Genomic DNA, 20,704 nt, shown 5'->3' on the forward strand with positions numbered 1-20,704 from the left:
GGGCGGCGCCACCAGGGTAACGCGCATCGGGGCGTAGCGTGACAGCAGCTTGATCAAGGAGTGCACGGTGCGGCCGTACTTGAGGTCGCCGGTCATCAGCACATGGGCGTCCCTGAGCGACTTGCCTTGGAGGGCGAACTCCTTGTCGATGGTGTAGAAGTCCAGCAGCGCCTGGCTGGGATGCTCGCCGGGGCCGTCACCGGCATTGATCACCGGCACATTCGTCGCCGCGGCGAACTCTGCCACCGAGCCCTGATCCGGGTGGCGCATGACGATGGCGTCGCAATAGCCACTCATGACCCGGCTGGTGTCGTAGAGCGACTCGCCCTTGGCCATGGAGGAGAAGGTGAAGCCGGTGGTGTCGCAGACGCTGCCGCCGAGCCGGCAGAAGGCCGCGTGGAAGCTGACCCGGGTGCGGGTGCTGGCCTCGAAGAAGAGGTTGCCGAGTACGGCCCCTTCCAGCACCCGGGTGATCTTGCGCCGCTGGGCGATGGGCTCCATCCGCGCGGCGACGCGCATCAGGTGATCGATGTCATCGCGGGACAGGGAGTCGATGGAGAGCAGGTGGGAACTCATCACAGGCCTCTGCTGGTGGCTGGGGAACGGGCACTAGTGTAACCCTCCGAAGGGATGGCTTCACGGGCGACCCGCCTCAGGCTACTGGCCGACCAGCTCGGTGAGCTGGCCGGCATGGGCCATCACCTCGCGGATGGTCGTGTCCGTGTCCAGGTCGTCCATGGCGACCGCACCGACGCAGGCCTCCACGCCGGGCCGAACCTGCGGCGATGCAAGGGGAGGGCGCGGTGAACCGCCAGTTGCTCGGCGAGTTCGGCGACAGTGACGCCCTCGGTGTGCTCGGCGACGATTTCCAGCGCGCGCAGGCCGCAATCCTGGGTTTGCAGGGTGGTGGCCATCGAACGATATTTCACGGTGGCGCTGCACTTCCTCGGTGTGCCCGAGGAAGGCATGAAGCAGCCGCGCCGCTTCTCGGTCGTGCACACCCTCAACATCTGGTTGCGCATCGGTGACGAAGAAGGCCTCTTCGCCGGTGAGGTGATCGACCCCGAAGCCTGAGTCCTGGCAGCCACCGGTTCGACCCGAGAGCACGGCCGTGGCCGTGCTCTCTTTCGGTGCCGACTTTCGCAGGCAAGTTTCACTTGAAATCATTTTGATCCTGGTCAAGGCATCCCGGCTCCCCCCGGTCGATACTGGCAACGACATCAAGATCACCTGAGAAGGGATTCACCATGGCCACTGCACAGACCACTCGGACACTCAGCTGGTGGGAGCGCTTGTCCGAACGCTGCTATGCCACTTCCACGGCCCAACTGGTGCGTGACGTCCAGCATGAAGCCGGTCCTGCCTATCATGAACTGCTGACTGACCTGGAGAGCCCCCTCGAGCCTGGTTTTGAGCGTGAGATGGCACGACAAATGGTGGCGGGTCAGCCGACCGATTTCGTTCCGGCCAGGACTCTGATGCCGGTGATGATGCAGCACTTCGGCTTGCAGGATACGGCGCTGGTTGTAGAGCCCGGCTATGACGTGCTGCGCGATACCTGCAATGCCTGCCCGGCCGTAGGTCATTGCTGGAAAGCCATGCGCGCCGGCGCCGAGGTGGAGGAGTGTCGCGGCTTCTGCCCCAATGCCAAGGCGTTCGACAGTCTCGCTGCAGGCTGAGTCAGTTCGACGCAAGCGTCATCGTGCCCTGGCCATGTGCCGGGGCTTTTTCGTTCCGAGGCTATCCCTTCCGGCACAGCGCCACCAGCCGTTCCTTGGAGCGCACACCCAGCTTGGCTTAGGCGCGCTTGCGGAAGGTCTCGGCGATTGATAAGGCGATGTCGAGCTCGGCGGCGGTCTTTAGGGTGTGGCCGCGCAGCAGGTACAGACCATCGTCGTAGAAGGAAGGGTATTTGTCCCGGTTTTCAACGGGCAGGAGGGGCATGATACCCCGGGTTAAGCTGCGCCCCCATCAGACCACAACCCTGAACTCCCTGTCAGGAGGTGCCCAAGCACCCCGCCGGACGCGCCGAGACTGATTCGCTCTACGTCGATTATCCGTATTTCCCCTTCGTTCGTCTCCCCGAGCTGGATGGTCAGACGGTTCGTCAACGGGTAGCCATCGTGGGGACCGGGCCGGTGTGGGGGTGACCGGGGCCCTGGCGCTGGCCTTCCACAACGACTACGCCAGCGGTTTCGCCAACCTGCGCCAGGTGACGTCCTACACCTATGCCGAGAGTCCACTGACCCCGGCCGATGGCTCTCCCTTCGAGGCGGGACCGATCCCCGGCGCGCCGTTGATGCCGAAGGGGCGCTGCGAAACTGCTTCCAGTCATGGGTCATGGCCGTCTTCGTGGGGTGCTGACGAAGACCGGACGTGGGCTATCGGCATGCTCGTGGCCGCGGCGAATCAAGACCTCGAAGGCGCAGAGCGAGAAGAGCCTCCCAGGGCGGTCAGCGCCGCCAGCACTGCCACGGTGGCGGGGGACGTCAATTTCAGCACAGCGATCTCCTGAACGAACTTTCCCGGAAGCCAACGACAAGCGAGCGAGGCCCCGGTCCGATTTAGGGCGTCGCCCGCTTTATTAGCGTGCGCAGCCGGCGGCGGCTTGCTTACCCGGCGTCGGACTGCCTGTTGGGTGCCGCCTGCTGAAAGGCCTCCAGGGCGTTGCAGTGGTCGACGATGCGACGCAGCGTGGGATAGGCCGAAAGATCGCACTCGAAGCGCTCGGCGTTGAACACCTGCGGCACCAGGCAGATGTCGGCCAGTGTCGGGGTGTTGCCATGGCAGAAGTCGCCGGTACCCAGCTCTCGTTTCAGTAGGGTCTCAAGAGCATCGAAACCCTCGATGATCCAGTGCCGGTACCAGGCCAGCTTTGCGTCTTCGTCCAACCCCAGCTCGTCCACCAGGTACTTGAGAACCCGCAAGTTGTTGAGAGGATGGATTTCACAGGCCACCAGCTGGGCCAGCGCACGTACCCGCGCTCGCCCCCCGGCATCTGCCGGCAGCAGGGGCGGTTCGGGATGCCTCTCGTCCAGATATTTGCAGATCGCCAGCGACTGGTTGAGCACCAGGCCATTGTCCGTCACCAGGCTAGGCACCAGTCCCTGGGCATTGCGGCCGAGGTTCGCATCAAGGCACTGTTCACCCTTCACCAGATTGATCGGGACCTGGTCATGGTCGAGGCCCTTGAGGTTCAGGGCAATGCGTACCCGGTAGGCGGCCGACGAGCGGAAGTAGCCGTAGAGCATGGTCATGGATAGCTCCTTGCCGTTATTTGTCAGTGCCGGCCTCGTACTTCACCACCTGCTGGTCGATGGCGCCGAAGATGCTTTTGCCTTCCCGGTCGAACATCTCGATGCTTACCCGGTCGCCGAAGCGCATGAACGGTGTCTTGCTGTCGCCGTGGAGGATCTTCTCCACCATGCGCACCTCGGCCAGGCAGCTGTAGCCTACGCCGCCATCGCTGATCGGCTTTCCGGGGCCGCCGTCGGGGGCCGGGTTGGAGACAGTGCCCGAGCCGACGATGGCACCGGCGCCCAGGTAGCGGGTCCTGGCCGCATGAGCGACCAGCTGAGGGAAGTTGAAGATCATGTCGGGGCCGGCTTCGGGCTCGCCGAACTTCTCGCCGTTGAGATGCACCGTGAGGGGCAGGTGGACCTTGCCGTCATGCCAGGCGTCGCCCAGTTCGTCCGGGGTGACGGCGATGGGTGAGAAGGCGGAAGCCGGCTTGGCCTGGAAGAAGCCGAAGCCCTTGGCCAGCTCGCCCGGGATCAGGCCGCGCAGGCTGACGTCGTTGACCAGCATGATCAGCTTGATGTGGCCGGACGCCTGCTCTGGGGTCACCGCCATGGGCACGTCGTCGGTGACCACGGCGATCTCGCCCTCGAAGTCGATGCCGTGCTCCTCGCTGATCGCCTCGATGTTCTCAGTAGGCGCCAGGAACCTGTCGCCGCCGCCCTGGTACATCAGCGGATCATGCCAGAAGGTCTCGGGCATCTCGGCGTTGCGTGCCTGGCGCACCAGCTGGACGTGATTCAGATAGGCGGAGCCGTCGGCCCAGTGGTAGGTACGCGGCAGCGGCGAGTGCAGGGCGTTCTGATCGAGATCGAAGGCGCCGTCGGCCCCGGCGTTGAGCTCGGCGTAGCGAGCTTCGAGACGGGGGCTGACCGCGTCCCAATCCTCGATGGCCTGCTGCAGGGTCTGGGCGATATCGGTGGCGCGCACGGCCTGCGTCAGGTCGCGGGAGATCAGCATCAGTTCGCCATCGCGGCCATTCTTGAGAGTGGCGAGTTTCATCTCGTATTCGTCCTTTCGTCAGGCACGAGCCCCTGGCAAGGGGCTCGCTATCAATACGTGTCGTGTTCGATCAAGGCTTGTTGGGATCAAAGTGCGAGCGCAGGGTCGACCAGACGTCCACATAGTCGCGCTGGCGGAAGTCCGCCTCCAGGGCCGCCGCGGTGGGGTGGTAGACGTAACGGCTCTCGAACATGAAGGCCAGGGTATTGCCCTGGTACTGCGGCTTGAGCTCGGCCGTGGAGGCCTTCTCGAAGGTCTCGGCATCCGGGCCGTGGGGCGACATGCAGTTGTGCAGGCTGGCGCCGCCAGGCAGGAAGCCCTCGGCCTTGGCATCGTACTCGCCGTGGATCAGGCCCATGAACTCGCTCATCAGGTTGCGATGGAACCAGGGCGGACGGAAGGTGTTCTCGGCCACCATCCAGCGCGGCGGGAAGATGACGAAGTCCAGGTTGGCCATCCCGGGAGTATCGGAGGCGGAGGTCAGCACGGTGAAGATCGACGGGTCGGGATGATCGAAGCTGACCGTGTTGATGGTGTTGAAGTTGGCGAGGTTGTACGTTTAGGGCGCGTAGTTGCCGTGCCAGGCCACCACGTCCAGCGGTGAGTGGCCGAGGCGCGTCTCCCAGAAGCGGCCGGAGAACTTGGCTACCAGTGAAAAGTCACCCTCGAGGTCCTCATAGGCGGCGACGGGGCTCTGGAAGTCACGCGGGTTGGCCAGGCCATTGGCCCCGATGGGTCCGAGACCGGGGAGCTCCATGGGGTTGCCGTAGTTCTCGCAGATATAGCCGCGAGCGGCATCGACGCCAGCGGCACGGCGTACCTGGAACTTGACGCCGCGCGGGATCACGGCGATCTCGCCATTGTCGACGTCGATCTCGCCGAACTCGGTGCGCAGCCTCAGCGCGCCCAGCTGCGGGACGAAGAGCATCTCGCCATCCGCCGTATAGAAGAAGTGGTCGGTCATGTCCCGGTTGAAGGCATAGACGTGAACGCCCACGTCGCTCTGGGCGCCGGCATCGCCGTTGACGGCGATGGTCAGCAGGCCATCGACGAAGTCGGTGGGCTCGCCGGGCAGCGGGGCCGGGTCCCAGCGCATCTGGTTGGGGTCGGCGGCGGGCTTGTCCAGCGGCGAGGTGTGAACACGGCGGTTCTCAAGCGGCTGGTAGGCACTCTGCACCACGGAGGGACGGATGCGGTAGAGCCAGCTTCGCAGGTTCTGGTGGCGCGGGGCGGTAAAGGCGGAGCCGGTCAGCTGCTCGGCATAGAGCCCGTAGGCACACTTCTGTGGGGAGTTCAGGCCCTTGGGAAGGGCGCCCGGCAGGGCCTCGGTGGAAAAATGGTTGTGAAAGCCGCTCTGGTAGAGGAGGTGGGCCATCATTGTCATTATGCTCCGATATACAGTTTCAAGTGAAACCAATTCTTCGATGCTAGATCGGTATTGTTTCATATGAAACTATATGTCTGTAGATAAATGTAGGCCCCAGACTAGGAGGAAGAAGGGTGTCGTCAGGAGAAGAGAATCAAGGAATTCCGCAGCAGGGACCCGGCCAGCTGGACCTCAACCAGTTCCTGCCCTATCGACTCAATCGGCTGGCCGATCGCATCAGCGACGAGCTGGAGCGCATGTATGCTCAGCGCTACGACCTAAACGTGGCCCAGTGGCGTGTACTGGCCTGGCTCAGCCACTGTGATGACCTGACCGCCAAGAAGGTCTGCACCTATACCAACATGGATAAGGCGCGGGTCTCCCGAGCGGTGCAGGCGCTGGTCGATCGTGGCCTGGTGACACGGACGCCCTCCGCCAGGGACCAGCGGGTCCATGATCTGCACCTGACTCGCGACGGGGCAGCGCTGCTCTCGCACCTGATCCCGGAGGCCCAGGATTGGGAGGCTGAGCTCGTGGCGACCCTGAGTGCGGGTGAATACCGTGACCTGCTCAATGCCATGGGCAAGCTCGAGCGGCAGCTGGAGCGCATTGGCTAGGCTGCCCCTGGAAACGAGTCCTTGACACGACGGCACCCGGCCATGGCCGGGCGCCGTCGTGTCGGTCAGGGGGCAGGGCGACGATTAGGCCACCGGGACCTTGCCGCCCAGCCGCGCGGTGATCTCGGCCGCGGTGTCGCGAACCAGCTCGCCCAACCTGGCCAGGCGCGCCTCGGGGATGCGCGCCTTGGGGCCGGACACCGAGATGGCGGCCAGCGGGGTGCCGTGCTCGTCGTGGATGCAGGCGGCCACGCACTGCAGGCCGATGGCATGCTCCTCCCGGTCACAGGCGAAGCCCTGACGGCGGATCTCGGCCAGCCCCTCACGCAGTGACTCGGGGGTGTGCAGGGTGTTCTCGGTGACGCGCGCCAGGCCCCGCTCGTCGAGGATGCGTTCGAACTCGTCCTCCGGCAGCCAGGCCATCAGCGCCTTGCCGACGCCCGAGGCATGCAGGGGTGCCCGAGAGCCGAGCCGGGTGATCATGCGCATCATCTGCGATGACTCGCTCTGGGCCAGGAAGACCGCCGTGCCGTCGTCGCGCACGCCGAGGTTGGCCGTCTCGCCGGTCTGGGCGGTGAGGCGGCGCAGAAAGGGGCGGCTGGTGCCGACGAAGTCGCGGGCCTCGAGGAAGCTATTACCGATGCGGAAGGTCTTGACGTCGATTTTCCACACGCCGAGCTCGCTGTCCTGGGTGACGAACCCCTGGCTCTGCAGGGCCTGCAGCAGTCGGTGGGTGGTGGAGGGGGCGAGGTCCGCCTGCTCGGCCACCTCGGAGAGGGCCAGGCCGCCGGGGCTGGCCGCCAGGCGCTCGAGCAGGTTGAGCCCGCGCACCAGCGACTGGCTGTGGCCGCTGGTGCTCTTGCCCGACCCGGCGGGCCGTCCCGCTGTCCTGCGCTTGCCTTCACTCACCCGGATTGTCCTCCTGCCGCATTTTCTTGAGGCCACAGGATACCGCGTCGGCCGGGCGCTGTCGCGGTTGCGGAAATGGCTTCCAACAAGCGATGCTGCCGCGAACTCAGCGGTGTTGCCACTCGGCTGGGCGTTTCTCGATGAAGGCATCGATCCCTTCGCCGGCATCCTCGGCCATCATGTTGCACGCCATCACCTCTCCGGCGTAGGCGTAGGCCTCGTCCAGCGGCATGGCGAGCTGGCGGTGGAACATCGCCTTACCGGTGCGCACCGCGACGGAACTCTTGGCGCAGATACTGGCGGTGAGCGCGCCCACCGCTTCGTCGAGGGCCTCGTCGTCGGCGACCCGGTTGACCAAGCCCCAGTCGCGAGCCTGGTCGGCGTCGATGAACTCGCCGGTGAAGAGCATCTCCATGGCTCGCTTGCGACCGACATTGCGCGAGAGCGCCACCGCCGGCGTGGAGCAGAAAAGCCCGGCATTGATGCCCGAGACGGCGAAGCGAGCCGAGCGAGTGGCCACGGCCAGATCGCAGCTGGCCACCAGCTGGCAGCCCGCCGCCGTGGCGATGCCCTGTACCCGAGCGATCACCGGCACTGGCAGGGCGACGATGGCCTGCATCAGGGCCCCGCAGCGCTCGAAGAGTTGCTGGTAGTAGGCCTTGTCGGGCGTGGCGCGCATCTGCTTGAGGTCGTGGCCGGCGCAGAAGGCGCGGCCCTCGGCGGCGATCACCACGCAGCGCACGCCCTCGTCGGCGGCCACGCGGTCGAGCTCGCCACCCAGGGCTTCGAGCATCTCCTCGGAGAGGGCGTTGAACTGTTTTGGCCGGTTCAGCGTCAGGGTGGTCACACCATCGAGATCGTGGCGCCGGACCAGGGGGGTGTCATCCTGCATCGTGGGGTCTCCGGTGGAAGTAACAGCCCCCAGCCTAGCGCTCCGGGCAGCGCTTTGGTTAGGCTTGCGACCAAAGACGGTCCCTGGCGAGGAGTGCCCATGAGCGACGTTTCCCCCGATGACACTGCCTTCGTGGCGGTCCCCGCTTGCGCCGAGCACAAGGGGGTGCCCGAGACCGGCCCCCGCCTGCTGGTGGATGTGAGCCTGCCGAGTGCAGTGCTGCACGAGGCATCGCTGGCCCACAATCTGGGCTGGATGCAGGCTTTCTGTGATGCCCATGGCGCCCTCCTGGCCCCTCACGGCAAGACCACCATGGCGCCGGCGCTCTTTCGTCGCCAGCTCGAGGAGGGCGCCTGGGCGATCACCCTGTCCACCGCCCCCCAGTGCCGGGCGGCCTTTGCCCATGGGATGACGCGCTTGCTGCTGGCCAACCAGTTGGTGGGGCATGCCAACATGGCCATCGTGGCGGACCTGCTCGAGGCCGGCGCCGAGCTCTGGTGCTTGGTGGACTCCCCCGACAACGCCCGCGAGCTGGACGCCTTCTTCGCCGAGCGAGGCCTGTGCCTGCCGGTGCTGATCGAGCGGGGCGTCCCGGGCGGGCGCTGTGGCTGTCGCAGCCGCGAGGAAGTACTGGCGCTGGCCGTCGTGGTCGACGAAGCGACCGGCCTCGAACTGGCCGGCGTGGAGGGCTACGAGGGTCTGGTCCAGGCCGAGGCGGGTGCCTCCCCGGAGGCGTCGGTGGCGGCCTATGCGGCCGACCTGGTCGACACTCTCAACGCCCTGCAGCGCGCCGGCCGGCTGGCAGTGGCGCGTCCGCTGGTCACCGCCTCCGGGTCCGCCTGGCACGACATCGTCGCCGAGGTCTTCCGCGATGCCGGGTTGGACGGGCAGGTCCGCCGGGTGATGCGTCCCGGCTGCTATGTGACCCACGACCACGGGCTCTACGGTGAAGCCCAGGACCGGGTACTGGAGCGTCGACCGGCCCTCGGCGAGGGGCTGCGACCGGCCATGGAGGTCTTCGCCCAGGTGCAGTCGCTGCCGGAGCCGGGACTGGCCATCGTCGCGATGGGGCGTCGCGATGTGGGCGGCGACCGTCTGCCGCGGGCGCTGCGCCGCTATCGCGAAGGCGGGACGGCGGACCGGACGTTGCCGGTCGAAGGCTGGCGGGTGGAGACGCTCATGGACCAGCACGCCTTCGTGCGCATGCCCGAGGGGGTTGACGAGGTGCGCGTGGGCGACATCGTTGCCTTTGGCGTCTCCCATCCCTGCCTGACCTTCGACAAGTGGCGGCGCCTGTGTCGGGTCGACGAGTCGCTGGAGGTGGTCGAGGTCCTCGAGACCTGCTTCTGACCGTCAAGGCGGGCTCGGCGACCTCAAGCGTCACTGCGGAAGGGGAGCGCTCGTCGCGGGGCAGGATCAGGTTGAGGATGATGGCGCAGAGCGTGCCGGGAATCAGTCCCGACTTGATGATCGACTGGAAGGTGTCGGAGAGGTCGGCGTAGAGCCCCTCCTGGAAATCCCTCGGCGATGCCTCTGTCGTGGACATAAGGGTTAGCCGAGTCTCGTGGCGGACTGGAGCCCTGGTTCAGGTGCCTTCGATATGGTGTGTGTGCTTTGTGTGTAGTCCAATATATGGCACAGATTGTGTACAAAAATGAGAGCCTTTGGGACCACTGTCAAGGCCGTGATGCTCAACGCCCATCCGCTCACAACGTGGCGCTTGCGAGCCACTCGGCATGGTCTTGTCCCGGGATGGAGGAGGGCAGGCAGGAAAGTCGTCTGTCTGGGCCCCTTTCAGAAAAAAGAGCCGCCGCGTCATCGACGCGGCGGCTCTGGATTGGCACGCGGGGTAGTTTCAGTCGGCGTAGCTGCTCTCGGAGAAGAGCACCCGCACGCGCAGGGTGTGCTTTACCTGGCGCAGGGCCTCCAGTGCTCGCGCGCCGTAGGCCTTGTCCACGTCGATGACCACGTAGCCGATGCGCTCGTTGGTCTGCAGGTACTGCCCGAGGATGTTGATGTCGTTCTCGGAGAGCACGCGGTTGATCTCGGAGAGGACCCCGGGCACGTTCTCGTGGATGTGCAGCAGGCGGTGCTTGCCCGGATGGGCCGGCAGGGCCACCTCGGGGAAGTTGACCGAGCTGACGGTGGTACCGTTGTCGGAGTAGGTGACCAGCTTCTCGGAGACCTCGATGCCGATGTTCTCCTGGGCCTCGAGGGTAGAGCCACCGATGTGCGGGGTGAGGATGACGTTGGCCAGGCCGCGCAGCGGGCTCTCGAACTCCTCCTCGTTGCCCTTGGGCTCCACCGGGAAGACGTCGATGGCGGCGCCGTTGAGGCGGCCGGTCTTCAGCGCCTCGGCCAGGGCCTCGATCACCACCACGCTACCGCGGGAGGCGTTGATCAGGATGCCGCCCGGCTTCATCAGGGCGATCTCGGGCTCGCCAATCATCCAGCGGGTGGAAGGCAGGTCCGGCACATGCAGGCTGACCACGTCGGCACGGGCCAACAGCTCCTCGAGGCTGGCCACCTGACGGGCATTGCCCATCGCCAGCTTGGTCACCACGTCGTAGTAGATCACGTCGAAGCCCAGCGACTCGGCGAGCACCGAAAGCTGCGAGCCGATGCTGCCGTAGCCGATGATGCCCAGCGTCTTGCCGCGCGCCTCATGGGCATTCTTCGCCGACTTCAGCCAGCCGCCCTGGTGGGCGCCTGCGCTCTTCTCGGGGATGCCGCGCAGCAGCATGATCGCCTCGGCCAGTACCAGCTCGGCCACCGAGCGGGTGTTGGAGAAGGGAGCATTGAAGACCGGGATGCCGCGCACCAGGGCGGCATCGAGATCCACCTGGTTGGTGCCGATACAGAAGCAACCCACCGCCACCAGCTTCTCGGCTGCGTCAAAGACGCGCTCGTTGAGCTGGGTCCGCGAGCGGATGCCGATGAAGTGGACGTCGCGGATCTTCTCGATCAGCGTTGCCTCGTCCAACGAGGTCGGCAGGTGTTCGATGTTGGTGTAACCGGCATTGAGAAGATTGTCCACCGCACTCTGGTGGACGCCCTCGAGCAGCAGGATCTTGATCTTGCTCTTGTCCAGGGACGTTTTGGCCATGGTCGATTCAACCCCTTCGTCGGCGCGTGCCGCATGCATGTGTCATGAAGATGCTGAAGAGCCTGGGGCCCGCCGGAGAGGGGCTAGGGCAGGCTCGAAACAGGGCCGATAGCTTACCACAGCCGGCATGCGCGAGGATGAAAATGCTGAGCGTACAGGGTGAATGGCATGCAAGTTGCGCAAGGCCGGGACGGGGCAGACGACCCCCCGGGGAGAGCGTGTATACTGTCCGCCCATATACAAGCCACCAGCGAGAGAGGCGATGGCGGAACAGCACAGCCAAGGCAGCGGCGACGAGCCGGCACCGGCCGACTTCGCCGCCACTGTCGAGCAGCTTGAGCAGCTCGTCGAGCGACTGGAGTCCGGCGAGCTGTCACTGGAAGGATCGCTGGCCGCCTTCGAGAAGGGGGTTCGCCTGACCCGCGACGCTCAGCGTCGGCTCGACGAGGCGGAGCTGAGGGTGCGCACCCTGACCGAGGGCGAGGCCGGCGGTGTTGACCTGCAACCCTTCGACGCGCCCTCCGCGGAGGACGATGGTGAGCGCTGATTCCCTGGCAGGTCGCCTGTTTGCGGATCGTGATCGGGTCGATGCCCGTCTCGAGACGCTCTTCGCGGCGCGCTCGGCTCCCTCGCCGCGCCTCGAGGCGGCCATGCGTCACGGTCTGCTGGTGGGCGGCAAGCGACTGAGGCCTGTGCTGGTCTATGCGGCCGGTCGCGCCCTGGGTGCCGCAGACGACGACCTGGATGCCCCGGCCATGGCGCTGGAGCTGGTCCACGCCTATTCGCTGGTCCACGACGACCTGCCGGCCATGGACGACGATGACCTGCGCCGCGGCCAGCCTACGGTGCATCGGGCCTATGATGAGGCCACCGCGATACTTGCCGGTGACGCTCTTCAGGCCTTGGCCTTCGAGGTACTGGCGCGGGCCGGCCATCCCCGGCTGTCGGCACTGGTCGCCAGCCTGGCCGGCGCCGCCGGGCGCGACGGCATGGTGGCCGGACAGGCACTGGACCTCGCCGCTGTCGGCGGGCATCCCGATGTGGCGGCGCTGGCGGCCATGCACGGCCACAAGACCGGTGCGTTGATCCGCGCCGCGGTGCGCCTCGGCGGGCTGGTCGCTGTCGACGAGGCCGACGCTCGACTGGCCGCCCTGGACGCCTATGCCGATGCCATCGGACTGGCCTTCCAGATCCACGACGACGTCCTCGACGTGACCGGTGATACCGCCACCTTGGGCAAGACCTCCGGGGCCGATGCTGCCCGGGCCAAGCCCACCTACCCGAGCCTGCTGGGACTCGAGGGCGCCCGTCGACGGGCCGACGAGCTGGTCGAGACGGCTGTGGGGTCCCTGGCGCCGCTGGGCGAGGCCGCCACCCCTCTGGTCGACCTGGCCCGCTACATGATCGAGCGAGATTACTGACACTACTAGGGCCCACATGAAGCTGTTCGATGACATTCCTGTCGAGCGTCCGGCCACGCCGTTGCTCGATACCCTGGACACCCCGGCCGCGCTGCGCGCCATGAACGCCGACCAGCTGGCCCAGGTGGCCGACGAGCTGCGCGCCTACCTGCTCTACAGCGTGGGTGTCTCCGGTGGCCATTTCGGCGCCGGCCTGGGCGTGGTGGAACTCACGGTGGCCCTGCACCAGGCGCTGGAGACTCCTTTCGATCGACTGGTATGGGACGTGGGCCACCAGGCCTATCCCCACAAGATCCTCACCGGGCGTCGCGAGGCGATGACCGGCATCCGCCAGTACGGCGGCCTCGCCGCCTTTCCGCGGCGCGCTGAGTCTGAGTACGACACCTTCGGCGTGGGCCATTCGAGCACCTCTATCTCGGCGGCCCTGGGCATGGCGCTGGCCGCCCGCACTCGCGGCGAGAAGCGCCGGGTCTGCGCGGTGATCGGCGATGGCGCCCTGACCGCGGGGATGGCCTTCGAGGCCCTGGCCCATGCCGGCCATGTGGACGCCAACCTGCTGGTGGTGCTCAACGACAACGAGATGTCGATCTCCGAGAACGTCGGCGGCATGGCCAGTTATTTGGCACGCATCCTCACCAGCAAGCCCTACACCAGCATGCGCGAGGGCGGCAAGCGGGTGCTCTCCCATCTGCCCGGGGCCCTGGAGCTGGCGCGGCGTACCGAGGAGCACATGAAGGGCATGATCAGCCCGGCCACGCTCTTCGAGGAGCTGGGTTTCAACTATATCGGGCCCATCGACGGCCATGACCTGCCGCTGCTGGTGCAGACTCTGCGCAACATGCGCGACCTGGAGGGGCCCCAGTTCCTCCACGTGAAGACCTGCAAGGGCAAGGGCTTCCTGCCCGCCGAGGCGGATCCCATCGGCTATCACGCTATCACCAAGCTGGAGAAGAACGGCGAGACGCCACCGCCGCTCAAGCCGGCGAGCCCGCCGGTCAGCAGCAAGCAGAAGTACTGCCGTGTCTTCGGCAACTGGCTGTGCGACATGGCGGCGGTAGATGAGCGTCTGGTCGGCATCACCCCCGCCATGCGCGAGGGCTCCGACCTGGTTCGCTTCTCGCAGGAGTACCCCGAGCGCTACTTCGACGTGGCCATCGCCGAGCAGCATGCGGTGACCCTGGCCGCGGGGCTGGCCTGCGAGGCCATGAAGCCGGTGGTGGCCATCTACTCCACCTTCCTGCAGCGCGGCTATGATCAGTTGATTCACGATGTGGCCGTGCAGGAGTTGGACGTGACCTTCGCCATCGATCGCGCCGGCCTGGTGGGCGAGGATGGGCCCACTCATCACGGCAGCCTGGACCTCTCCTACCTGCGCTGCTTGCCGGGCCTGGTGGTACTGGCCCCCGCCGACGAGGCCGAGTGTCGAGCGATGCTCAGTGCCGCCTACCACCATCCCGGCCCTGCCGCGGTGCGCTACCCGCGTGGCACCGGACCGGGTATCCCCACGCCCGAACACCTGGAGCCGATCTCGATCGGCCGAGCCGAGTGTCGTCGTCGTGGCACCGGGGGCGAGGTACGGCTGGCCCTGCTGGCCTTCGGTAGCCTCAATGGTCCGGCGGCGGAAGTGGCCGAGCGCCTCGACGCCAGCCATCTCAACATGCGTTCGATCAAGCCGCTGGACCGTGACGCCGTGCTGGCCGCGGCCGACGAGCACGATCTGTTGGTGACCCTGGAGGAGAACGTGGTCGCCGGCGGTGCCGGCAGTGCCGTCAACGAATTGCTGATGGCCGAGGGGGTGCAGGTGGAAGTGCTCAACCTCGGGCTGCCCGATGCCTTCGTCGAGCATGGCAAGCCTGCCGAGCTGCTCGCCGAGTGCGGCCTGGACGCGGACGGCATCGAGGCCTCGATCCGCGCACGGCTACCCTGAGATTTCACGTTACTGCCATGAGGTTGCGATGCTGTTTCTGATATTGATCGGTGCCCTGCTGGGGTTGGCCATCGGCGGGCCCATTGGCCTTCTGGTAGGTGGGGTGCTGGGCTTCTGGCTGGGCAAGCGCTTGCGCAAGCGCCTGATCAACAAGCTTGTCGGCGCCCAGTCGCAGTTCCTGGAATCGACCTTCGCCGTCATGGGGTGCTTGTGCAAGGCCGATGGCCAGGTCTCCGAGGATGAGCTGGAAGCGTCCCGCAAGCTGTGGGATCGGCTGCGGCTGAACGAGGCCCAGCGCGCCAAGGCCCGCGCGGACTTTACCCGCGGCAAGGCATCCGACTTCGACCTGGACGCCGAGCTGGCCAAGATTCGCCACATCGCGGCTCATCAGCCCGCGCTGCGTCAGGTCTTTCTGCAGGTGCAGCTGGCGGCGGTCGCCGCCGACGGCCAGCTGCATCCCGCCGAGCATGAGATGCTGATGCGGGTGGTGCGGGGTCTGGGCTGCTCTGAAGCCGAGATTGCCCAGATCGAGGCCATGCTGCGCGCAGGCCCCGCGGGAGCGGACGAGCAGGGCCTTTCGCTGGAGGATGCCTACCGGGTGCTGGGGGTCGACCAGGATGCCAGCGACGCCGAGATCAAGAAGGCCTACCGGCGCCTGATGAGCGAGAACCACCCCGACAAGCTCGCCGCCAAGGGCCTGCCCGAGAGCATGCGCGAGGTCGCCAAGGAGCGCACCAGCGAGATCGGCAGTGCCTACGAGCGTATCCGCAAGGCGCGTGCTGCCTGACGCTGCTGCAACCTTCGTGCATTGGGCTCAGAGCGTGAAGGGCAGTACCGCTGTGTAGACCGCGAAGTAGTGGCAGGTGCTGCCGCCCATGACGAACAGGTGCCAGATCACGTGGTTGAAAGGAATGGCATTGAGGGTATAGAAGACCACGCCAAGGGTATAGGTGACACCGCCGGCGACCAGCAGGGCAAGACCGGTCGCGGATAGCCGGGCCGCCAGTTCGTCGCCGGCGAAAACGATCAGCCAGCCCATTATCAGGTAGATGGCGACGCGCAGCGCGGCGAAGCGGTGGGGCCAGGCCAGCTTGCAGGCGATGCCGGCCAGCGCCAAGGACCAGACGGTGACAAACAGCGTCCAGCCCGTCGGGCCTCGCAGGTTGACCAGCAGGAAAGGCGTATAGGTGCCGGCGATCAGCAGATAGATCGCACAGTGGTCGAGCAGCTGGAACAGACGCTTCAGGCGTGGGTGGCGGACGCCGTGGTAGAGGGTGGAGGCCGTATAGAGCAGCACCAGGCTGATGCCGTAGAGGCCGATGCCGACGAGCTTCCAGGGATCGGCTCGGGCGGCCAGGCTGGCCAGCACGAGCAGCACCATTACGCCGGCGAGGCTAAGCGCCGCGCCGATGCCATGGCTAATGCTGTGAAGGCGTTCCTCCAGGCTACTGAAGGGCGTCTCGTCTAGGCGTCTGTGGTGCGTCATCGGGGCCTTCTGCAGGGAGCCAGCCCGATGCCGGGACCCGGTGGCTCAGGGTTTGCGTTCAATATCCACATCGCTGGCCCGGGTGAAGTCGCCCAGCGCCATCATGTGGCCAAGCTTGCCGGCCTTGGTGGTGAGGTATTGCTCGTTATGCGGGTTTAGACCGGTGGTCAGCGGGACGCGTTCCACGACCACCACGCCGGCCTGGGTCAGGGCGTCGACCTTGCGGGGATTGTTGGTCATCAGGCGCAGCGCCTTGATCCCCAAGTGATCGAGCATCGGCACGCAGAGGTCGTAGCGACGCAGGTCGGCGGCGAAGCCCAACTGCTCGTTGGCTTCCACGGTGTCGGCGCCGGCATCCTGGAGGCGATAGGCGCGGATCTTGTTGAGCAGGCCGATGCCGCGGCCTTCCTGCCGCAGGTAGAGCAGCACGCCCCGCCCTTCCTCGGCGATGCGCTTGAGCGCCTCCTGCAGCTGGAAGCCGCAATCGCAGCGCATGGAGAAGAGCGCATCGCCGGTCAGGCACTCGGAGTGGACTCGTCCCAGCACCGGTTCGCCATCGGCCACATCGCCCAGGGTCAGGGCGATATGGTCCTTGCCGGTGGCATCGTCCTCGAAGCCGTGCATGGTGAAGGTGGCCCAGGGGGTGGGCAGCCGGGAGGCGGCGATGAATCGAATCGTCACGATGTACCTCGGTGGAAGACCACGGCGTTGCCGACGGGTGGAGGGCCATTCTATCAGGAAGGCTGGCCCGGCTCACCGTTGTGTCACGGGGCTCATCCCCGGGCCGTTCGATGGGGTACAATGATGCCCACATTTTTCCGTGGACGAGCGCCCGCATGGAACTCAAGAACGACCGCTTTCTGCGCGCCCTGGCGCGTCAACCCGTCGACCGTACCCCGGTATGGATGATGCGCCAGGCCGGCCGCTACCTGCCGGAGTATCGTGAGGTGCGTAGCCATGCCGGCAGCTTCATGGACCTGTGCCGCAACCAGGAGTTGGCCTGCGAGGTCACCCTCCAGCCGCTGGAGCGCTACCCCCTGGATGCGGCCATCCTCTTCTCGGACATCCTGACCATCCCCGATGCCATGGGGCTGGGGCTCTACTTCGAGACCGGCGAGGGGCCGAAATTCCGCAAGCCGGTGCGCACCTCGGCCGAGGTGGATGCCCTGCAGGCGCCGGACGCCGAGCGCGACCTGGACTACGTGATGCGGGCGGTCTCCACCATCCGCCGCGAGCTGAACGGCCGAGTGCCGCTGATCGGTTTCTCCGGCAGCCCCTGGACGCTGGCCACCTACATGGTGGAGGGGGCCTCCAGCAAGGACTTCCGCCACGTCAAGACGATGCTCTATGACGCGCCGGACACCATCCATCGGCTGCTCGATACCCTGGCCCATGCGGTCACCGACTACCTCAATGCCCAGATCCGCGCCGGCGCCCAGGCGGTACAGATCTTCGATACGTGGGGAGGCGCGCTCTCCACGCCGGCCTATCTGGAGTTCTCGCTGCGTTACATGGAGCAGATCGTCGCCGGCCTGATCCGTGAGCACGAGGGGCGCCGGGTGCCGGTGATCCTGTTCACCAAGAACGGTGGCCAGTGGCTGGAGGACATCGCGGCGGCTGGCTCCGATGCCGTCGGTCTGGACTGGACCACCGAGCTCGCCGATGCCCGGGCGCGGGTCGGCCATCGTGTCGCCCTGCAGGGCAACCTCGACCCCCACGTGCTGTTTGCCCGCCCTTCGGCGATCCGTGCCGAGGTGGCGCGTACCCTCGATAGCTTTGGCCACGGGCCCGGCCATGTCTTCAACCTGGGCCACGGCATCAACCAGTTCACCAATCCGGACCATGTCACGGCCTTCATGGACGCCCTCCATGACCTGAGCCCGGCCTATCATCGCAACATCGCCCATGGCTGACGGGCTTTACCGGCTGGCCTCAGGAGAGGATCGACGCTGGTGCCGCCGTTGGGTGGTGCTGGTCTGCCTGGCGGGCCTGGTGATCGTCTGGGGCAGCCTGACGCCCGGTAGCGAGATGCCCGAGACGCTGCCCTGGGACAAGGCCAGCCACTTTATCGGCTATGCCGGCCTGGCGGGCCTGGTCGGGCTCGCCGGTGTGCGCCTGCCGCTGGCCTTCCTGTCCGCGCTGCTGCTGGGTATTGCCATCGAGATTGCCCAGCTCCCGGTGCCCGGCCGCAGTGGCGGCGACTGGGCCGACATTCTGGCCAACGGGCTGGGTGCGGCCTCGGCGGCGTTGGGGCTCTATGCCTTCCGCCGGATCTGCCTGCGCCGTCCGCCTCGGGGCATGCCGGGACGCTAGAGGCGCGGCTCCCGGCTGGCGTCGGGCTCCGTCCGCCCGCGTATCGCCAGGTTGACCAATGGGGGCGGGCTTGCCAATGTGGAATGCGAGGCGGAAGTGGCTGTCCCTTCGGGAGGACTTCCGTCAACTCACCAGCATCAAGGAGTGGCTATGACAACCTATATCGTGGTGGCTGATTCGGCGCGGGCTCGACTGTTCACCCGCGATGGACTCAAGGTCAGCGAGAAAGATAGCCTTGTCCATGCCGAGGGGCGCATGCACGAGGGGGACCTGGTGACGGATCGCGGTGGCGATGTCCACGAGTCGACCACGACGACCTCGCGCAGCGCCGGCGGGGAGAACGTGGCGACACAGCACCACGAGGAGATCTTCGCCCGCGAGGTCGCCGAGCGGCTCTATCGCGCCCGCGTCGACAACACCATGGAGAAGTTGATCCTGGTGGCTCCGCCGCGCTTTCTCGGCCTGCTGCGGGACAAGATCGATGGTCCCACCGCCAAGCTGGTGATCCACACCCTGGCCAAGGATCTCACCAAGGCCTCCCTCGCCGATATCCAGGAGGCCGTCAGCGACCTTCGCTAGTCACCCACTGTCGTCTCCCTTGCGGCCCGGCCATCTCGCCGGGCCGCGCTGTATCAGGGCACCTGGGGTAGGTCGATCTGGTCGCTGCGACGGATACCCTCGGTCATCTGCCGGCACAGCTTGAGGAACTCGCGCATGCCGGTGGCCAGGTACTTGTGGCGGTGCCAGATGAAGGTGAACTGGCGGCTCAGGTCCAGCTCCGGCGTGGCGATGGGCACCAGGCTGCCCCGGCGGAAGGCATCGCGTAGGGCTAGCTTCGAGACGCAGCCGATGCCGAGTCCCGACTCCACCGCCCGCTTGATGCCCTCGGTATGCTCCAGTTCCAGCAGGATGTTGAAGCGCCCGCGTCGATGCCGGGCCGCCTGCTCCAGTGTCAGCCGGGTGCCGGAGCCCTGTTCGCGCATGATCCAGGCCTCGCGCAGCAGGCGGTCCAGCTCCACCGGGCCGGCCGTGGCGAGGGGGTGGCGGGGTGAGCAGAACACCGCCAGCTCGTCCTCCACCCAGGGCTGGGTGATCACGTCCTCATCCTCGCACTGTCCTTCGATCAGCCCCAGGTCGAGCCCGTGTTGACGAACGCTGTCGATGATGGTCCGGGTGTTGCGCACCGAGAGGCGCACCCGGCTGCCCGGATGGCGCTGCATGAAGTCGCTGATCAGCAGGGTCGCCAGGTAGTTGCCGATGGTCAGGGTGGCGCCTACGTTCAGGGTGCCGATACCTTGCTGGCCGCGCAGCAGTTCCTCCACCTCCTCGGCTCGGTCGAGCAGGGCCACCGCCTTGGGCAGCAGCTGGAATCCCAGGGCATTGAGCTTGAGGCGCTTGCCGATGCGGTCGAGCAGCCGGCAGTCGAACTGCCGCTCCAGCTCGGCGAGGGCGGTGCTGGTCGCCGACTGCGAGAGCGCCAGGGCGCGGGCCGCCCGGGAGACGCTCTCGTGCTGGGCGACGGCGATGAAGACTTCCAGCTGGCGCAGGGTATAACGCATGACGCTCCTCGAGGCATTTAATATCCATAGTATAGATAAGTGTTATCCATACAATCCATTTAACAGATATTGCCCCGGCTCTTAGAATTGCGCTCAAAGATTTGATGTCCAATCTATTCTTTTATAGAATATCAAGGAGTCGGCATGAGCAAGTTTGCGCTTGAGGACGTTCTGAGTGTGTACCACTGGAACGATACCCTCTTCAGTTTCCGGACCACCCGAGAGCGTAGCCTGCGCTTCAAGAACGGCCAGTTCGTGATGATCGGTCTCGAGGTGAACGGCAAGCCGCTGATGCGGGCCTACTCCATCGCCAGCCCCAACTACGAGGACCACCTGGAGTTCTTCAGCATCAAGGTGCCCGATGGCCCCCTGACCTCGCGCCTCCAGCACCTCAAGGTGGGGGACCAGATCATGGTCAGCCGCAAGCCCACCGGCACTCTGGTCACCGATGACCTGCTGCCGGGGCGCAACCTCTATCTGCTCTCCACCGGCACCGGCCTGGCGCCGTTCATGAGTCTGATCCAGGATCCTGAGGTCTACGAGCGCTTCGAGAAGGTGGTGCTGGTGCACGGCGTGCGCAACGTCAGCGAGCTGGCCTACGCCGACTTCATCCAGAAGGACCTGCCGGCCCACGAGTATCTGGGCGAGGAGATCAGCGAGAAGCTGGTCTACTACCCCACCGTGACCCGCGAGACCTTCCATACCATGGGGCGTCTGACCGACCATATCCGCAGCGGCAAGCTGGCCGAGGACACCGGCCTGCCGGCCATCGACCCCAAGCAGGATCGCGCCATGATCTGCGGCAGCCC

General features: G+C 66.1%; 22 protein-coding genes and 2 pseudogenes. 13 read left to right on the forward strand and 11 right to left on the reverse strand.

What is annotated here, in order from left to right; translation table 11 throughout:
- Positions 1-576, reverse strand: a pseudogene (locus RI841_RS04185) (aspartate carbamoyltransferase); the annotation flags it as partial.
- 330 nt (positions 577-906) lie between these two features.
- Between RI841_RS04185 and RI841_RS04190 the strand changes: the two are divergent.
- Positions 907-1,074, forward strand: coding sequence for a hypothetical protein (locus RI841_RS04190; RefSeq protein WP_310704321.1), 168 nt, complete (start codon positions 907-909; stop codon positions 1,072-1,074).
- Positions 1,075-1,247: 173 nt separating this feature from the next.
- Positions 1,248-1,679 (forward strand): hypothetical protein, encoded by a 432-nt coding sequence (locus tag RI841_RS04195; RefSeq protein WP_310704322.1) that lies wholly within the window; start codon positions 1,248-1,250, stop codon positions 1,677-1,679.
- A gap of 118 nt (positions 1,680-1,797) precedes the next feature.
- Here RI841_RS04195 and RI841_RS04200 read toward each other — a convergent pair whose 3' ends face one another.
- On the reverse strand, positions 1,798-1,944 hold the full coding sequence (locus RI841_RS04200; RefSeq protein WP_310704323.1) for a hypothetical protein: 147 nt from the start codon (positions 1,942-1,944) through the stop codon (positions 1,798-1,800).
- Between the two features lie 202 nt (positions 1,945-2,146).
- On the opposite strand from RI841_RS04200, the gene RI841_RS04205 reads away from it, so the two are divergent.
- A complete protein-coding gene (locus RI841_RS04205; RefSeq protein ID WP_310704324.1) occupies positions 2,147-2,515 on the forward strand; it encodes a hypothetical protein in 369 nt (122 codons plus the stop codon).
- A 97-nt stretch (positions 2,516-2,612) separates the two neighbouring features.
- Here the strand turns inward: RI841_RS04205 and maiA are convergent, their stop codons facing one another.
- The 3 genes and pseudogenes from maiA to hmgA form a co-directional block, all read right to left on the reverse strand.
- On the reverse strand, positions 2,613-3,257 hold the full coding sequence (maiA, locus tag RI841_RS04210) for a maleylacetoacetate isomerase (protein ID WP_310704325.1): 645 nt from the start codon (positions 3,255-3,257) through the stop codon (positions 2,613-2,615).
- Positions 3,258-3,273: 16 nt separating this feature from the next.
- Positions 3,274-4,299 carry a fumarylacetoacetate hydrolase family protein gene (locus tag RI841_RS04215; protein ID WP_310704326.1) on the reverse strand — a complete coding sequence of 342 codons (1,026 nt, stop codon included), beginning with the start codon at positions 4,297-4,299 and terminating at the stop codon, positions 3,274-3,276.
- 70 nt (positions 4,300-4,369) lie between these two features.
- Positions 4,370-5,677: pseudogene (gene hmgA / locus RI841_RS04220) on the reverse strand (homogentisate 1,2-dioxygenase).
- 122 nt (positions 5,678-5,799) lie between these two features.
- Between hmgA and RI841_RS04225 the strand changes: the two are divergent.
- Positions 5,800-6,282 carry a MarR family winged helix-turn-helix transcriptional regulator gene (locus RI841_RS04225; protein WP_310704327.1) on the forward strand — a complete coding sequence of 161 codons (483 nt, stop codon included), beginning with the start codon at positions 5,800-5,802 and terminating at the stop codon, positions 6,280-6,282.
- 84 nt (positions 6,283-6,366) lie between these two features.
- Here RI841_RS04225 and bhcR read toward each other — a convergent pair whose 3' ends face one another.
- Entirely contained in the window at positions 6,367-7,191 is an 825-nt protein-coding gene (gene bhcR / locus RI841_RS04230; RefSeq protein WP_310704328.1) for an HTH-type transcriptional regulator BhcR, read from the reverse strand.
- 106 nt (positions 7,192-7,297) lie between these two features.
- Positions 7,298-8,083, reverse strand: a complete 786-nt coding sequence (locus tag RI841_RS04235) for an enoyl-CoA hydratase (RefSeq protein WP_310704329.1) — start codon at positions 8,081-8,083, stop codon at positions 7,298-7,300.
- A gap of 99 nt (positions 8,084-8,182) precedes the next feature.
- Here RI841_RS04235 and RI841_RS04240 point away from each other — a divergent pair, with 99 nt between their 5' ends.
- Positions 8,183-9,433 carry an amino acid deaminase gene (locus RI841_RS04240; RefSeq protein WP_310704330.1) on the forward strand — a complete coding sequence of 417 codons (1,251 nt, stop codon included), beginning with the start codon at positions 8,183-8,185 and terminating at the stop codon, positions 9,431-9,433.
- A 505-nt stretch (positions 9,434-9,938) separates the two neighbouring features.
- Here the strand turns inward: RI841_RS04240 and serA are convergent.
- Positions 9,939-11,189, reverse strand: a complete 1,251-nt coding sequence (serA, locus tag RI841_RS04245) for a phosphoglycerate dehydrogenase (RefSeq protein WP_310704331.1) — start codon at positions 11,187-11,189, stop codon at positions 9,939-9,941.
- Positions 11,190-11,451: 262 nt separating this feature from the next.
- On the opposite strand from serA, the gene RI841_RS04250 reads away from it, so the two are divergent.
- From RI841_RS04250 to djlA, 4 genes are read left to right on the forward strand one after another with little or no spacing between them, the layout of a single operon-like run.
- On the forward strand, positions 11,452-11,736 hold the full coding sequence (locus RI841_RS04250; RefSeq protein ID WP_310704332.1) for an exodeoxyribonuclease VII small subunit: 285 nt from the start codon (positions 11,452-11,454) through the stop codon (positions 11,734-11,736).
- On the forward strand, positions 11,723-12,610 hold the full coding sequence (locus RI841_RS04255) for a farnesyl diphosphate synthase (RefSeq protein WP_310704333.1): 888 nt from the start codon (positions 11,723-11,725) through the stop codon (positions 12,608-12,610). Before RI841_RS04250 ends, RI841_RS04255 begins: the two co-directional genes overlap by 14 nt.
- Before the next feature lie 16 nt (positions 12,611-12,626).
- The gene (gene dxs, locus RI841_RS04260; protein WP_310704334.1) at positions 12,627-14,537 is read left to right on the forward strand and encodes a 1-deoxy-D-xylulose-5-phosphate synthase; all 1,911 of its coding nucleotides are present in this window, start codon (positions 12,627-12,629) and stop codon (positions 14,535-14,537) included.
- A gap of 28 nt (positions 14,538-14,565) precedes the next feature.
- A complete protein-coding gene (djlA, locus tag RI841_RS04265) occupies positions 14,566-15,324 on the forward strand; it encodes a co-chaperone DjlA (protein ID WP_310704335.1) in 759 nt (252 codons plus the stop codon).
- A gap of 27 nt (positions 15,325-15,351) precedes the next feature.
- Here djlA and RI841_RS04270 read toward each other — a convergent pair whose 3' ends face one another.
- Together RI841_RS04270 and ribA are read right to left on the reverse strand one after the other, a co-directional pair.
- Positions 15,352-16,023 (reverse strand): hemolysin III family protein, encoded by a 672-nt coding sequence (locus RI841_RS04270; protein WP_310704336.1) that lies wholly within the window; start codon positions 16,021-16,023, stop codon positions 15,352-15,354.
- A gap of 45 nt (positions 16,024-16,068) precedes the next feature.
- The gene (gene ribA, locus RI841_RS04275; protein WP_310704337.1) at positions 16,069-16,704 is read right to left on the reverse strand and encodes a GTP cyclohydrolase II; all 636 of its coding nucleotides are present in this window, start codon (positions 16,702-16,704) and stop codon (positions 16,069-16,071) included.
- Positions 16,705-16,859: 155 nt separating this feature from the next.
- Between ribA and hemE the strand changes: the two genes are divergently transcribed.
- From hemE to RI841_RS04290, 3 genes are all read left to right on the forward strand, one after another.
- The gene (hemE, locus tag RI841_RS04280; RefSeq protein ID WP_310704338.1) at positions 16,860-17,936 is read left to right on the forward strand and encodes a uroporphyrinogen decarboxylase; all 1,077 of its coding nucleotides are present in this window, start codon (positions 16,860-16,862) and stop codon (positions 17,934-17,936) included.
- Positions 17,929-18,336 carry a VanZ family protein gene (locus tag RI841_RS04285; RefSeq protein WP_310704339.1) on the forward strand — a complete coding sequence of 136 codons (408 nt, stop codon included), beginning with the start codon at positions 17,929-17,931 and terminating at the stop codon, positions 18,334-18,336. Before hemE ends, RI841_RS04285 begins: the two co-directional genes overlap by 8 nt.
- A 150-nt stretch (positions 18,337-18,486) precedes the next feature.
- A complete protein-coding gene (locus tag RI841_RS04290) occupies positions 18,487-18,915 on the forward strand; it encodes a host attachment protein (protein ID WP_310704340.1) in 429 nt (142 codons plus the stop codon).
- A gap of 53 nt (positions 18,916-18,968) precedes the next feature.
- Here RI841_RS04290 and RI841_RS04295 read toward each other — a convergent pair whose 3' ends face one another.
- Positions 18,969-19,895 (reverse strand): LysR family transcriptional regulator, encoded by a 927-nt coding sequence (locus RI841_RS04295; protein ID WP_310704341.1) that lies wholly within the window; start codon positions 19,893-19,895, stop codon positions 18,969-18,971.
- A 144-nt stretch (positions 19,896-20,039) separates the two neighbouring features.
- Here RI841_RS04295 and RI841_RS04300 point away from each other — a divergent pair.
- Positions 20,040-20,704, forward strand: a 665-nt coding sequence (locus RI841_RS04300) for a ferredoxin--NADP reductase (RefSeq protein ID WP_310704342.1), incomplete at its 3' end; no start/stop codon positions are given.

Source organism: Halomonas sp., from assembly GCF_031581305.1.
In the GTDB taxonomy this organism is placed as follows: domain Bacteria; phylum Pseudomonadota; class Gammaproteobacteria; order Pseudomonadales; family Halomonadaceae; genus Halomonas.

Excerpts from the sequence above, each read along its gene's own strand:
- RI841_RS04295 (WP_310704341.1), bottom strand. The coding sequence starts at position 19,895 with ATGCGTTATACCCTGCGCCAGCTGGAAGTCTTCATCGCCGTCGCCCAG.
- RI841_RS04270 (WP_310704336.1), bottom strand. The coding sequence starts at position 16,023 with ATGACGCACCACAGACGCCTAGACGAGACGCCCTTCAGTAGCCTGGAG.
- RI841_RS04290 (WP_310704340.1), top strand. The coding sequence starts at position 18,487 with ATGACAACCTATATCGTGGTGGCTGATTCGGCGCGGGCTCGACTGTTC.
- dxs (WP_310704334.1), top strand. The coding sequence starts at position 12,627 with ATGAAGCTGTTCGATGACATTCCTGTCGAGCGTCCGGCCACGCCGTTG.
- djlA (WP_310704335.1), top strand. The coding sequence starts at position 14,566 with ATGCTGTTTCTGATATTGATCGGTGCCCTGCTGGGGTTGGCCATCGGC.
- RI841_RS04285 (WP_310704339.1), top strand. The coding sequence starts at position 17,929 with ATGGCTGACGGGCTTTACCGGCTGGCCTCAGGAGAGGATCGACGCTGG.
- hemE (WP_310704338.1), top strand. The coding sequence starts at position 16,860 with ATGGAACTCAAGAACGACCGCTTTCTGCGCGCCCTGGCGCGTCAACCC.
- RI841_RS04195 (WP_310704322.1), top strand. The coding sequence starts at position 1,248 with ATGGCCACTGCACAGACCACTCGGACACTCAGCTGGTGGGAGCGCTTG.
- RI841_RS04215 (WP_310704326.1), bottom strand. The coding sequence starts at position 4,299 with ATGAAACTCGCCACTCTCAAGAATGGCCGCGATGGCGAACTGATGCTG.
- RI841_RS04255 (WP_310704333.1), top strand. The coding sequence starts at position 11,723 with ATGGTGAGCGCTGATTCCCTGGCAGGTCGCCTGTTTGCGGATCGTGAT.
- RI841_RS04235 (WP_310704329.1), bottom strand. The coding sequence starts at position 8,083 with ATGCAGGATGACACCCCCCTGGTCCGGCGCCACGATCTCGATGGTGTG.
- maiA (WP_310704325.1), bottom strand. The coding sequence starts at position 3,257 with ATGACCATGCTCTACGGCTACTTCCGCTCGTCGGCCGCCTACCGGGTA.
- RI841_RS04250 (WP_310704332.1), top strand. The coding sequence starts at position 11,452 with ATGGCGGAACAGCACAGCCAAGGCAGCGGCGACGAGCCGGCACCGGCC.
- serA (WP_310704331.1), bottom strand. The coding sequence starts at position 11,189 with ATGGCCAAAACGTCCCTGGACAAGAGCAAGATCAAGATCCTGCTGCTC.
- RI841_RS04240 (WP_310704330.1), top strand. The coding sequence starts at position 8,183 with ATGAGCGACGTTTCCCCCGATGACACTGCCTTCGTGGCGGTCCCCGCT.
- RI841_RS04200 (WP_310704323.1), bottom strand. The coding sequence starts at position 1,944 with ATGCCCCTCCTGCCCGTTGAAAACCGGGACAAATACCCTTCCTTCTAC.